Source organism: Nostoc sp. DSM 114159 (assembly GCF_053470285.1).
On record NZ_JBPFEH010000001.1, the window covers coordinates 4,256,675 to 4,269,736 of the forward strand.

Genomic DNA, 13,062 nt, shown 5'->3' on the forward strand with positions numbered 1-13,062 from the left:
TTAGCTGTAATTGGGCAAATTTTTTCTTCACTACTTAAATCTAAGTTAGAAAAGTTACTTGAAATTATCAAGCGCTTCTTTACTTACTGAAGTAGTGTGATTTAGCTGTTGCAGATAGGCTTTGATAAACAAATCGATTTTACCATCTAAAACCTCTGCCGCAGCAGGTGTTTCTACATTGGTACGTAAATCTTTCACCTTGGTGTAAGGATGCAAGATATATTCACGGATAAGCTTGCTGGATAGAGATTTTATCTGTCGGGGTTGAATTTCATCAAGCTGGATATTTTGGGCTAGTGCGTAGGCGTAGCCCGTCGTAGACATCGCAAACAGTTTACTCTTGAGAAGAGCTAAGGCTTTCTCTTTGTTTTGCAGCTGGCTGCGCTCTTGGTTACAAGATACACTAATCCCGGTAGCAACGTGAACCACCCGCACCCATGTTTGTGAGCGGTTGACATTCCCACGATGGCGATACCAAGTAATTTCCAAATCCTTCTCTGGAATCTCCCACTCAATAGGCTCATCCAATATTGGGATAACTTCTACACTTGCTAAACTCGTCCGCAAGCTGTTAGCAGCATCAAAGGGCGATATTTGCTGTAATTGATGTGTACCGGTTTCTGATTTGAGGTAGCCGTATGCACAATGTGCTGTAATTTCTAAGGTTGCATACTTAATTCCGGCCTCATTTCCATCAGAAATCTCTACTACATCTAATTGGTAATTGTGGCTTTTTGCCCAACGCCAGTACATTTGCAGCAACGTATATGCCCAATATTCATCATCTACACCACCAACCGCAGCAGTTATAGTGAGAAATGCACCTTTTTTGTCGTGGGTGTCAGACAATAACTGTCGTATTTCTGCTGTTTCGAGTTCTTGTTGGAGTTGGGTAAGGTTGCTTTGCACCTCTTGCCACAATTCCTCATCAGCGTATGATTCTAGTAGTTCTAGTGCAGCCTCGATCTCGTCTAAAATGAAGTGCGATCGCTGATATTGTTTCTTTTTAGCATTGAGGAATTCAATTTCTTGAAGTTTTTGATAGAAAGTGACAGAATTATTCCAAAAAGTAAGTTGAGCAATTAATTGATTCAAGTCCTCGATTCTTGCACTGAGTTCTTGCAGGTCAAAGACAGCCTTCAGCTTTGGTCAAGATATTAGACAACCTTTCTACTTCGATTTTGATATTTGAGAGTTCTAGCATAGTTTTACTCACTTTAGGCTGAACTTGTCTACGTATTATACTATTAAAACGATAAAAAACCGTAGTTGCTGAAAATTTAACAGACACCTTGGGCTAGTGCGTAGGCGTAGCCAGCCGTAGGCATCGCAAACAATTTACTCTTGAGAATAGCCAAGGCTTTCTCTTTGTTTCGCATCTGACTGCGCTCTTGATTACAAAATACACTAATCCCAGCAGGAATGTGAACTATCTTTACCTATGTTTCTGTTGCGGAATGTGGGTTTTTAGGCGGCTTAGGGTTGTGTAGCGGTTTGTCATCTGTAGATCCTCCCCCCAAATTGTTTGCTGCTAATCCGAAGTGTCCTGTCTCAAACCACTTAGACTTGAGCAGCGACCACCAATCATTTGTCAACCCTTCCAATACGTAGTCATAAGGAAGCCAACCATACCCCCCTTTACCCCAATCGGTTCCCCAAGAGTTTCTAATTAGCAATGCTCCTTGCGATCGTCTACTAGCATCAGCATTCTCTGTTATCTTATGGTCATCGTAGCCAACTGCAACAACAGCGTGACCTCCTTTTACCTTATCGTTTTTAACTGGATATGGAATATAACCACTTGGGTTTAAATCCTCAATGGAATAATACATAGTAAACCCAAACGCGCAGGGAAAACCAGCGGCTAAAGCTGCTTTAATTCGCAATAATAGTATATATTCTGTAGTGCCTGGAGGATTTAGGCGGAAATATTTCAGCGCTTGATAACTTTGACCAAAAGAGTAGCAAAAAGGGGTTGGTTCCTCATCAAACTTATCTTCTATATAAGGCCAGTACTCTTCTGGGGGTACGCCAAATAACGCCATTGCCTGCATAGTTTGCCGAAGAGATGCTCCTACATCACCTTGACGATGCATGAGATTACGTGTCGCTTTATAAAGGAAAAGCCGAGAAGCATCGACATACCTATCAAAACTTCTTTTCTCAAAGTATTCCATTAAAGCAACACCAGCATGTGCCGTACATGAATCCAATGAGCCTTGGTCTTCAATTGGAGAACACCAAAAGCTTAAATCTACAAATTCTGGCATTAATAAATATACAGTTACCTTCTTGCCATCTTATTGTTTTTCTCTGATAGATTCCTGTAAATTACCTTCTATCGGAAGTAGTAAATCACTTTGAAATTCTGGGTTTTTATCCAAATACTTTAGTTCATATTGGAGTTCTGGCCAGGAGCTAAAAATATTTGTTCTTTAATAGCCTTGGCGTTGACTAATTTTAAACCTTTACTTATTTTTTTCTCAAAGTTTTTCAACTTGGGAACAAATTTTTTGTGGAAGGTTCCTTTAATTCATTTTTTATTTAATCTAAGAATAGTTTAAATAATTCTTCTAGATTAGTTTGTAAATCATTATCATTACTTATCTGTATATTTTGAACATTCACAATTAATTTCTGATTGATTTCGTCTATGCCGTAGTCTCTAAAATCGGGGTAGTCTGGTATCCAGCCTGTTGCTTTTTTATCCACGGTGATTTCCTCTCAGATTTCTGCTGTTATGGTTATCTATCGTCCTAGTTCTTTTTATGCAAAAAAATATTTAAATTTTATTACTTTTCTTGAAGTATTTAACCACGTGAAATAATAGTGAAAATTGGCAAAATCAGGATTTATTCGGAGTTTTAACTCCATCACAAAGATAGCGATCGCTTTGACCCTGAGAATTATTCGCTAGATAATCATGCAGCCAATTGCACCCACGCCCCATCAAATTATCTAGGGTGAGATTTTCTACATTCCACAAAATAGCTGTACCATCTTTACTGCCAGAAACGAGAGTCTTACCATCAGGGCTGAAACTGATCCTATTGACTTCACCACTATGACCAGTAAGAGTAATAATCAAAGTCCCGTCTCTGTGCCAAAGTTTCACTGTTTTGTCATCACTAGCAGTGGCAATCATCTGACTGTCAGGACTGAAAGTTACTTGCCAGATAGCTGCACTATGCCCATCAAGACTGCCGATCGCCCGACCGTTAAGCTGCCAAAGTTTTACTTTATTATCTGCACCAGCACTGGCAAGGGTCTGACTATCAGGGCTAAAACTGACGCTGTAGACAGCAGCATTATGGTTGATGGTGTTAAACGGCTGACCTTGCCGATTCCAGAGTTTCACTATCCCGTCATTACTACCAGTGGCAATTATTTTGCCGTCTGGACTAAAAGTGACGTTATAGACAGTAGCGCTATGGTTTAGGGTGTTAATTAACTGACCCTGGCGATTCCAGAGTTTTACTGTTCTATCTTGACCAGCAGTGGCAATTGTTTTGCCGTCTGGGCTGAAACTCACGCTATGAATGCGAATGCGATCGCTATGCTTTAAAGTCTTAAGCAGTTTACCCTGCCGATTCCACAGTCTTACCACCCCTTCGTCAGAACTGACAGCAGCAATTATTTGACCATCTGGGCTAAAATTCACATCCCAGATGTTGTATTCATTAATCTTCAGCGATTTAATCTGCTTACCTTGCTGATTCCAGAGTTTCACCGTTCCGTCATCACTGGCGGTAGCGATCGCTTTCCCGTCGAGTGAGAAGTTGACGCGATTGACACCAGCCTGATGCCCAATAAGAATAGTTTGCCAAGGGCTGTCAATTTGCCATAGTTTCACTGTCCGATCTTGACTAGCAGATGCAAGAGTACGACCATCCAGACTGAAACTCACGCTCTTAACTTCACCACTATGTCCTGTAAAAGTAGTAAGTTTCTGGCCATTTCTCTGCCACAGCGTCACGCTGTTATCCTCATTAGCCGTGGCAAGGGTCTGACCATCAGGACTGAAACTGATGCTGTTGATGGGACTACTTTGTACTTTTGACGTGTTAATAGGTGAAAGCATTTTTCCATCAGTATTCCAAAGTTTCACCGTTCCGTCATAACCAGCAGAGGCGAGGGTATTGTCAGAACTGAAACTCACGCTAGTGACTGTATCGTTATGTCCTTCTAAGGTCTTAAATTCCCTACCGTCTTTGTTCCACAGTTTCACCGTTCTATCAAAACTGGCAGAGGCTAGTATCCGATCGTCACGGCTGAAACTCAAACTATAGACTGGGTCTGTATGCCTGTTGAGCATTTTGAGTTCCTGACCCTGTATGTTCCAAAGTCTCACGATGTTGTCGTCACCACCAGAAGCAAGGGTCTTGCCATCATGACTGAAACTCACAGCCCGAATTCTAGTATTCAGCTTTTTAAAGGTTTTAAGTTCCTTGCCATCTTTCCAGAGTTTCACTATTCCGTCTAAACTGGCAGAAGCAAGGATTTGACTGTCGGGGCTGAAACTTGTACTGACAACTTGATCTTGATGCCCTTTTAAAGTATTCAGCAAACGACCCTGTTTGTTCCAAAGTTTCACTGTTTTGTCTCCACTAGCGGTAGCGATCGCTTCTCCATCGGGACTAAAACTAACGCTTTTGATATAATCGCTGTGTCCTTGAAGGCGTGAGCGCTCTCTTACCCAGTAAAGAGCCTGCCCTAGCACAGTCATAACTTCCGCCCGTTCTTGATTTGGAATGTTGACTTTGGCTGTATCTAGTTCTTTGAGTTGCTTGCCGGCTTTTAAACCTTCTATCAGGGCATCAATCGTATTTCTATTCGAGGTAAAACGTGCGTCTGATGCTGAAATCAAGGCTCGGAGTTCCGATTTTTGTGCTGCTATCCGTTGATTAATAGCTACATTCCACCCTATTCCAGCAACAATAGCCAATCCTGTTGAAACTACAAATCCTGATGTCAGAGCAATAAATCTTGTTCTGTGACGTACTCTCTGGGCTTTACGACTTTCGCCGATGTACTCTTGTTGGAGTGGTGCGATCGAGGGTTCTTTCCCTGCTCCTTGGGTGAACCATTGCTCTGCTTCTTCTAGTTCACTACCTTGTAGTAAGTAACTATTGTTGCGTTTTTTCCGATCCCACTCCAAGGCTTGCACGAGTAAGCGGGTATGCTGTTTAACATAAGCTAGATCAGTATCGAGTGCTTTGAGTAATGATTGCAAGGCTTGCTCAAAATTATTACTTTCTTGGAAGAAAATATAGTTAATTTTGGCTAATTCGGGATGAACACCCTTAACATTCTGCAACACGATTGGCACTAAACGTTTATTATGCTTGAGGGCATATGCAATCTCTTCACCGCAGACTTTAGAAGTGACTGAATTCAGACTAATAATAAAGATAAAATTATCAGCGCCTTCAATTCCTTCATAAATTTCTTTCCGCCAATCTGCCGTGAACGGAATATCCTCCCAGTCCACCCAGATATCTCGCTTATGTTGCTTGAGTGCTTCATAAAGCCTTTTGACGAACTCTTTATCCTTGCGGGAGTAGGAAATAAACGCCTCAGCCATATAATGCTATAAATACTTAATAACACTTGGATAAAATACTACTTTTATCCTGTTTTTGAAAAAAATCTATATCCTTCGGAAAAAGAATTAATTGAATGCAAATTTTATATATGATAAAATATTCCACAAATTTTCACTATAACCTTTTTTATTATCTATTCGAACCACAATTCCCTGTAGGTCTGCACATGTGTTAATGGTGTCAACCTAAGGTTAAAAGGGCAGTTGGAAATTAAAACGATGAAAAAACCGTGGTTGCTAAAAATTTAACCACGGTTTTTGCTTTATAGAACTTTACTTTTGTTAGTGCCTACAGGTAATTAATCACGACCATTGATGGCAATTAGCAACCGCAAGATAAAGACAAACAAGTTGATGTAAGTAAGGTACATCGACAAAGCAGCAGGCAGATATTGGTCATCGTTGTAAGTGCGGGGCAAGATGTAAAAATCGACAACAGAAACGCCAACAAACAGAAATACTCCTAAACCGGAGATGGCGATTTCTAACCAATTTGGCGTGTAAACACCAAACATGGCAAATCCGAATTGGGCAAGGCACACAACCACCAAGGCAATGACACCAAGATTGATGGTTTTCGTCAAAGCCATACCGTCTTGTTCAGAAAGATTAGAACCAATTTGACGGGCAGCAATAAAGGTGACACCACAACCAAGGGCAGCCAAACCAATGCCTTGAATGCCAACACCTTGGGATCTCAAGGCGACAAATACCAAGCCACTGAGAGTATATCCAGACAAGAGGCTGTAGGTTGCCAACAGGGGTAGTGCAAGACCCTTATTACCTTTTTGGGCAACATTTTGGGCAACAAAAAACAAGATTAACTCCAAAATCACCGCACCAATGAAGGTGGGAAAGAATATTTCGGGGTTAGTACGGATAATTCCCAAACCGCCGTAGGTTCCTAATGCCGTTAGCACCAATCCACCACCGACGTAGGGGAGGGCGTTGGCAATCACGTTTGGACCAACAAGAGCGTGAGATTTAGCCTCACGGATAGCTTCACGAAAATTACTGGTATTGCTCATATTGAAAAACTGTTTTTTAGGAAACGTTCTGCTTATTCCTATTGTTACCAATCTTTGTGGTTAACAGCCAAGGATTTAATATAGTTGTCAAATCTGAAGCGTATTTGATTGCGTGAAAAAACTCAGTATACTTTTATTCCCTCTTCCCTGTTCCCTCCTTACGCAAATAATTTCTCCCAATCAAAGCGGATTCCTATACTTGCACTCAGTATGACTGATAGATATGAGGTCAGGAATGCATTGTTCAGCATAAATAGCTAGTTTTTGTTGCAAAAGCTAAAGATTATTTACCACTCAACAGTTATATAAAAGCAAAAATCACCTGTAATAGAGGGGTTCGCAAAATCATGCGTACAAATACTGAATTGTAGAGTTAGACCCCTAACAAGTTCAGTGAAACGACGATGGCTTATTCTTCCCTGACTCAGCAAAATAATAACAGCTTAGAAGAAAATATACGCAGCTCCATTTTCTCAGGAATAGGAGTTACAACAAAGGTAATTTATATGGCAACAAGTGAGTCCTCTTTACGAACTGATGGTATAGAATTATTGCACTTGTACCACCAGAATCCTTCTATTAAACTTCGTAATAAACTTGTACAGTTACATACTGGCTTAGTACGGAAAATGGCTCATAAATTCAGCCATCAATGCAATGAACCTTATGAAGATTTAGAACAAATTGGGTATTTTGGTTTGATTAGGGCTATTGAGCGTTTCGATCCTAGCCAAGGATATGCTTTTAGTTCCTTTGCAGTGCCATATATTCGCGGTGAGATGCTACACTTTTTGCGCGATCGCAGTACTTTATTAAAAATTCCCCGTCGTTGGCAAGAATTATACAATGAAGGACAAAAGATTCGCAAGGATTTGTCAATGTCTTTAGGTCGCCCGCCCAAGGATGCTGAAATTGCCAGCCAACTTCGGGTATCTGTACAAGAGTGGCAAGAAACCAAATTAGCTGCTCAAAACCGGATGCCTTTGAGTTTAGATGCAACCGCAGTTAACTATGTTGATTGTCAAATAACCTTGGGTGAGGCACTTCCTTGTCCTCGTTCTCATGTGCTTCTGCAACAAGAAGAAGAACGCCAACAACTGCAAGGCGCAATCAATATGTTGGAAGAAAAGCCCCGCATGGCAGTTGAAATGGTATTTTTGAAGGAACTTTCTCGCAAGGATGCTGCTAAGAACATTGGTACTAGTCCAATGACAGTAACGCGCTATCTGCAAAAGGGAATTCAAGATTTGATTTGCTATTTACAACCACAAGTAATGCCCACTGGATCGTAGTCATAGCTAAGTCAAAAATCCAATGACTAATGACTAATGACAAATGACAAATTATCTAGATTTTAAATCAGCGATCGCACCTTTGGTCATAGCAGCAATAGCTCGATCTGTCGCTTTCGGCAAATGATAATATTTACCGCCTGCTGTTTGCGATAATTCTTTAGCAAACCCAGTAGACACAAATTTACTTTCTGTATCAATTACTAATAGTTGCATTCCCAAAGCACGGATTTTTGCAGCAATTTCTAATAATTCTCCTTTGATATCTGGCTTTTCTCCTGGTTCTAGCTGTTCGCCCAAAGAACGCGCTAAAGGAATATTACCTCGCCCATCGGTGATTGCTACAAGGACAACTTGCCCAATATCTCCACTTATCTGAGCATTTAAGCCGACGCGCACAGCCTGAGTTAAACCATGTGCTAAGGGCGAACCCCCGCCACAGGGCAACCTTTCCAAACGGTTACGCGCCAAAGCAATAGAACGTGTTGGAGGCAATAATACCTCGGCCTGTTCTCCTCGGAAGGGAATTAATGCTATTTGGTCGCGGTTTTGATAAGCTTCTGTCAACAGTTGCATTACCGCACCTTTAGCTGATTGCATTCGATTCAGTGCCATTGAGCCAGAAGCATCTACCACAAATACTACCAACGCCCCAGCTTTACGTACCAGGCGTTTTGAACGAATATCAGCTTGTTCGACAATAACTTTTCTATCTGGTTGTCTTTCTCTTCGCGCTTTTTGATAAGGAGACGCTGCTCTCAAGGTAGCATCTACTGCAATGCGTCGCGCTTTCCCCTTGGGTAACATCGGCTTAATGTAGCGTCCCCTGTCATCAGAGAAAATGACACTGCGACTACCAGATTTACCTTGCCGCTTCGCCATTTGAGTAAAGTAAAGCACGCTGTCATCAAGAATTACCCCTTCCGGATCAAAAATAAACTCTTCCGGGATGCTGGGAGGTTCTTGCTCTTGATTTTCTTCCTGTTCTTCTTGTTCTTCCTCTTCAGATTCGTCTGGAGGTTCTTCTTGATTCTGTGGTGGAGGCGGAGGCGGAGGTGGTGCTTGATCTGGTGGTGGTGTCTGCACAACTGTGGCGCGTGGTACAATTACCAGTTCCACTGCACGGCGCAAATCTTCGGCATTAACTGTTGTTCGTCCCTCTAAAGCTGCGGCGGCCTTGGCAACCCGCGTGGCGAATAACTCGGCGCGATGTCCTTGAACTCCTCCGCGAATGGACTCATCCACTAAATAGGCAATTTGTTCATGGGTGATGATTACTTCTTTGAGCCATTCCCGCGCCAAGATGATTTGGGTTTTGAGTGAGTCTAAATCTTCGTTGTACTGTTGGAGGAAGTCTTGAGGAGATTTAGAATAAGCGATCGCTTGATCCACTGCTTCTACTCTTTGATCTAAGCCGAGTACACCGTCAGCAGAGAGGGCGATCGCAATTCTATCTAGCAAATGCTCTCGTAATCCACCTTCTTCTGGATTATAGGTAGCAATAAACAGGGATTTACACGGATGCTGAAAACTAATCCCTTCTCGTTCAATCTGGTTGCGTCCCTCAGATAATACTGTTAAAAGCTGATTTGATATTTGGTCATCTAATAAATTAATTTCGTCTACGTACAGTACACCCCGGTTTGCTGTAGCGAGTAATCCAGGCTGAAAAATAGTATCACCTTGCTTTACCGACTTTTCAACATCTACTGAACCGAGGAGTCGGTCTTCGGTGATACCTAGAGGAATTTGCAAAAAAGGCGCGGGGATAATTTCGACGGGAACATCTTGAATATCTTTGTCTGCGTACTCCGCCAAAAGTTGATCGTCCCATTCTTCTGGGTAGTTGGGGTCACAATTACTAATTGAACCTTTGACAACTTCAATCGGCGGTAGTAGAGCGTGGATAGCACGAGCCATTACAGATTTTGCCGTACCGCGACGACCTGCGATCGCTACTCCTCCCAAACCAGGATCGACTGCTGCTAAAAGCAAGGCTAATTTAATTGCTTCTTGACCGACTACGGCAGTCAAGGGAAAGGCAGTGATGGTGGGATTGATAGTAGGCGCAGGCATTGTTTTTTCAATAGCGAGTCTCGGCCTTTAGCATACCAATTTCTGACACATTTAGAATAAGGATTATGGCAATGAGATCAAAGGTAAGGTTATGAGTATTGCTCAGGCTAAACGCTTCATACTGGATGAATACCACAAGCTTGGAGAATTGGGCTTTTCCATGAATATGACCATATTGAATTAATTAATGGGGAAATTATTGAAATGGCATCCAAGGGTACGGCTGATGAAACTTGTTTGCGAAACTTGTTACGAGAACTTCCGAAAATTGTAGGTGATAGGGCAACTTTGCAATCTCAAGCTCCGATTGCTTTGCCACCGAATAGTGAACCTGAAACGGATTTTGCTATTCTTCAAAACCGAGATGATAATTATCTATCTGGTCATCCTAAACCTGCTGATGTGCTTTTGGGAATGGAGGTTTCAGATTCTTCTTTAGCTTATGACCAAGATGTTAAAATGCCTCTCTATGCTAAAGCTGGTATTACTAATTATTTGATATTCAATTTACCCGATAATTATTTGGAAGTTTACAGTAAACCATATCAGGATAATCAAGGCAGATATGGTTATTCAAATAAGCGAATTTTCTTGTTAAATGAGATAATAAATTTCCCCTGTTTCACTGATTTATCTCCTGATTTAGCTAAGGTGTTTCCGCCAAAGCTGAATTTTTAAATTTTGTTATAGAATTCAGTCATAAGACAAAGGAGTAAGTTTTATGGCTTATAGTGATTTTAAACTTATTGAAGTTATTGATTTTTTTGGGTTAGTTATCCACGAGTCATCTGGACTATTCGCAAATGTACCGGAGCAAGAATGTAGTGATTTATTATCTACTATTCTGAGTGAAAATATTGATTTAGCAGTAGCAATCAGCTCGGAAAAGGCTCGTAGTGAAATGATAATTAGTCCAATATTATTAGAAATTAGACGCAAATTTAATTATGAAATAAGCTTTTTTTCTGGAGTTGATTTCACTGTTGATAGCCAGCGAGGATTAAACGGATTTTGTGATTTTATTTTGAGTCTTTCTTCGGAGCAGTTGCTTGTACGAAGTCCGGTGATTGTCCTAGTAGAAAGTAAAAATGAAAATTTGAGGTCTGGTTTAGCGCAATGTATTGCCGAAATGGTAGCTGCTCAGTTATTTAACGAGAGAGGTGGAAATCAAATAAAAGCTATATATGGTGCTGTTACTATCGGTACTATCTGGCAATTTCTCAAGCTTGAAGGTAATGTAGTTTCGATTGACTTGAGTGAATATTATATTAAGGATATTAAGAAAATTTTAGGTATTTTGTATAGTGCGATCGCGCAAAGTCAACTGTAAATTATTTATTAATAGGACCTACACAAACTCTACGAACTCTTGGCGTTTTTGATTTCTTGGCGGTTCGATAAATTAAGCTTTTTGGCTATTTTTTGCGTAAGTCCTGATTAAATAAGATATTTTTTAAATAAATGGTAGTTTTGAAAGAATACTATAGATGATTTTTAAAACTGATGAATGGCAAGCGATATCTTACGACAAACCGTTACACTTCTATGCTTTTACGAAATCTTCATAAATAAATTATTGACATCCAGCATTTAGTTATATGATTATGTATATAAGACAGCAAAATAACCGCATTTTAAAGCGCAAGTTTTTGGTGTTGTCTCAGCAGCAGAATTCCTAGTTTCCTGCCGAGCTTCGTGTCATCCCTTCGGCTGAGTATTCAGTCCAATGTCAGGTCAACTGATTGACTAGACTTTCAACGGTAAGACAAGATGTTTGGATGAATGTTCAGGGGAAAGGATGACGCGAAACTTGGTAGGAAGCCAGGAGTTCTACGGCTGAGACTTGAACCAAACGAAAGCGTACATAGGAAATTTTTTGTATAGACAAATTAATTTTTTCTTAATTCTCTCTACAGAAATTCGTTACTTGTAGATGCCTAATATTTCAATGCTGTTCCAAACAATAAGCGAAATGGAACATCGAAAAAATGAATCCCAAACAAAAACGTAATAAGAAGCAGCAACTCATTGATTTTTATGGTTCTTGCTGTTGGTGGTGTCGTCAAAATATCCCACAAGCAAATCTGACATTTGATCACCTTTTACCTAAGAGTCGTGGCGGTTCTAATTCTTTTGAAAACTTACGACTTTCTTGCTTTCAATGTAACAATTCTCGCGGAAACAGTCTCTATCCGCCTCTCCGGAGAGAGAATAACTGTTTCTAGGTAGCATCTTAATTTTATTAAGGCTCTGATCTTAGAAGGTGGGCATCTTGTCCGCCTTTTCCATTGAATTAACTACCAAAAAGAGGAAAAAATCAAAATGCACAAACTTCTAATATTCCATGATGAAAAACTTTTACGCCGTGCGCTTACCCACCGTTCTTATGTGCATGAAAATCCCGGAGAAGGCGAACACAACGAACGCCTAGAGTTTCTTGGTGATGCTTTGCTGAATTTCTTAAGTGGTGAATATCTCTATAGTCGTCATGCAGAAATGGGAGAAGATGAATTAACCCGGCGCCGTTCGGCGCTTGTAGATGAAAAGCAACTGGCAAAGTTCGCTGAAGAGGTAGGTTTAGACTTTAGGATGCGGTTAGGAAAAGGCGCAATTCGAGACGGAGGCTACCAAAATCCTAATTTGCTCAGTAGCACCTTTGAAGCAGTTCTTGGTGCTTACTATTTGGATCGTGATTCCAATATCGAAACAGTTCGCGAAATTATAGAACCACTATTTGATTCTGTAGATCCTAAGCATATAATTGTATCTCGTTCTAATGTAGACTCAAAAAATCGCTTTCAAGAATGGGTGCAACGCAATGTTACTCCAAATCCCCCCAAATATTTCACAGACCAAATAGGAGGCCCTTCTCATGCGCCAGAATTTATAGCCAAAGTATTGGTGGATGAAAAAATTTATGGAGAAGGTAAGGGACGCAATAAAAAAGATGCAGAAAAAGCTGCTGCGGAAGATGCGCTAGCTAAGTTGAAAAAACAAGGTTGGTTGTAGAGTTTAGGGGTTTATAAATTATGAGAATTTTCAAATTAGAATCTTCCTAACA

The 13,062-nt window shown here is 40.7% G+C and carries 10 protein-coding genes and 2 pseudogenes; 5 read left to right on the plus strand and 7 right to left on the minus strand.

Annotated features, from left to right (window positions below; translation table 11 throughout):
- Window positions 1-54 precede the first annotated feature (54 nt).
- The 6 genes and pseudogenes from ACR5KR_RS17610 to ACR5KR_RS17635 form a co-directional block, all read right to left on the minus strand.
- Window positions 55-1,204, minus strand: a protein-coding gene (locus ACR5KR_RS17610; RefSeq protein ID WP_448267361.1) for a PCRF domain-containing protein whose coding sequence is annotated in 2 segments (ribosomal slippage) — window positions 55-1,128 and window positions 1,130-1,204 — 1,149 coding nt in all. Because the reading frame shifts where the segments join, the coding sequence is not laid out codon by codon here.
- A 121-nt stretch (window positions 1,205-1,325) separates the two neighbouring features.
- Window positions 1,326-1,439: pseudogene (locus tag ACR5KR_RS17615) on the minus strand (peptide chain release factor-like protein); the annotation flags it as partial.
- Window positions 1,440-2,270 carry a C1 family peptidase gene (locus ACR5KR_RS17620; protein ID WP_448267362.1) on the minus strand — a complete coding sequence of 277 codons (831 nt, stop codon included), beginning with the start codon at window positions 2,268-2,270 and terminating at the stop codon, window positions 1,440-1,442.
- Window positions 2,271-2,544: 274 nt separating this feature from the next.
- The gene (locus ACR5KR_RS17625; protein ID WP_448267363.1) at window positions 2,545-2,712 is read right to left on the minus strand and encodes a hypothetical protein; all 168 of its coding nucleotides are present in this window, start codon (window positions 2,710-2,712) and stop codon (window positions 2,545-2,547) included.
- 133 nt (window positions 2,713-2,845) lie between these two features.
- On the minus strand, window positions 2,846-5,584 hold the full coding sequence (locus tag ACR5KR_RS17630; RefSeq protein ID WP_448267364.1) for a toll/interleukin-1 receptor domain-containing protein: 2,739 nt from the start codon (window positions 5,582-5,584) through the stop codon (window positions 2,846-2,848).
- Between the two features lie 320 nt (window positions 5,585-5,904).
- The gene (locus tag ACR5KR_RS17635; protein WP_448267365.1) at window positions 5,905-6,633 is read right to left on the minus strand and encodes a Bax inhibitor-1/YccA family protein; all 729 of its coding nucleotides are present in this window, start codon (window positions 6,631-6,633) and stop codon (window positions 5,905-5,907) included.
- A 506-nt stretch (window positions 6,634-7,139) separates the two neighbouring features.
- Here ACR5KR_RS17635 and ACR5KR_RS17640 point away from each other — a divergent pair.
- Entirely contained in the window at window positions 7,140-7,925 is a 786-nt protein-coding gene (locus ACR5KR_RS17640; RefSeq protein ID WP_445631237.1) for an RNA polymerase sigma factor SigF, read from the plus strand.
- Window positions 7,926-7,976: 51 nt separating this feature from the next.
- On the opposite strand, the gene bchD is transcribed toward ACR5KR_RS17640, so the two are convergent.
- Complete coding sequence (gene bchD, locus ACR5KR_RS17645; RefSeq protein WP_448267367.1) at window positions 7,977-10,001, minus strand: magnesium chelatase ATPase subunit D; 2,025 nt, start codon at window positions 9,999-10,001, stop codon at window positions 7,977-7,979.
- Window positions 10,002-10,092: 91 nt separating this feature from the next.
- On the opposite strand from bchD, the pseudogene ACR5KR_RS17650 reads away from it, so the two are divergent.
- From ACR5KR_RS17650 to rnc, 4 genes and pseudogenes are all read left to right on the plus strand, one after another.
- Window positions 10,093-10,679: pseudogene (locus ACR5KR_RS17650) on the plus strand (Uma2 family endonuclease).
- Window positions 10,680-10,722: 43 nt separating this feature from the next.
- Entirely contained in the window at window positions 10,723-11,331 is a 609-nt protein-coding gene (locus ACR5KR_RS17655; protein ID WP_448267369.1) for a hypothetical protein, read from the plus strand.
- Between the two features lie 658 nt (window positions 11,332-11,989).
- Window positions 11,990-12,226, plus strand: coding sequence for an HNH endonuclease (locus tag ACR5KR_RS17660; protein ID WP_448267370.1), 237 nt, complete (start codon window positions 11,990-11,992; stop codon window positions 12,224-12,226).
- A 97-nt stretch (window positions 12,227-12,323) separates the two neighbouring features.
- Entirely contained in the window at window positions 12,324-13,010 is a 687-nt protein-coding gene (gene rnc / locus ACR5KR_RS17665; protein WP_448267371.1) for a ribonuclease III, read from the plus strand.
- The last annotated feature ends 52 nt before the right edge of the window (window positions 13,011-13,062 follow it).

Excerpts from the sequence above, each read along its gene's own strand:
- ACR5KR_RS17620 (WP_448267362.1), bottom strand. The coding sequence starts at position 2,270 with ATGCCAGAATTTGTAGATTTAAGCTTTTGGTGTTCTCCAATTGAAGAC.
- ACR5KR_RS17630 (WP_448267364.1), bottom strand. The coding sequence starts at position 5,584 with ATGGCTGAGGCGTTTATTTCCTACTCCCGCAAGGATAAAGAGTTCGTC.
- ACR5KR_RS17635 (WP_448267365.1), bottom strand. The coding sequence starts at position 6,633 with ATGAGCAATACCAGTAATTTTCGTGAAGCTATCCGTGAGGCTAAATCT.
- ACR5KR_RS17640 (WP_445631237.1), top strand. The coding sequence starts at position 7,140 with ATGGCAACAAGTGAGTCCTCTTTACGAACTGATGGTATAGAATTATTG.
- bchD (WP_448267367.1), bottom strand. The coding sequence starts at position 10,001 with ATGCCTGCGCCTACTATCAATCCCACCATCACTGCCTTTCCCTTGACT.
- ACR5KR_RS17655 (WP_448267369.1), top strand. The coding sequence starts at position 10,723 with ATGGCTTATAGTGATTTTAAACTTATTGAAGTTATTGATTTTTTTGGG.
- ACR5KR_RS17660 (WP_448267370.1), top strand. The coding sequence starts at position 11,990 with ATGAATCCCAAACAAAAACGTAATAAGAAGCAGCAACTCATTGATTTT.
- rnc (WP_448267371.1), top strand. The coding sequence starts at position 12,324 with ATGCACAAACTTCTAATATTCCATGATGAAAAACTTTTACGCCGTGCG.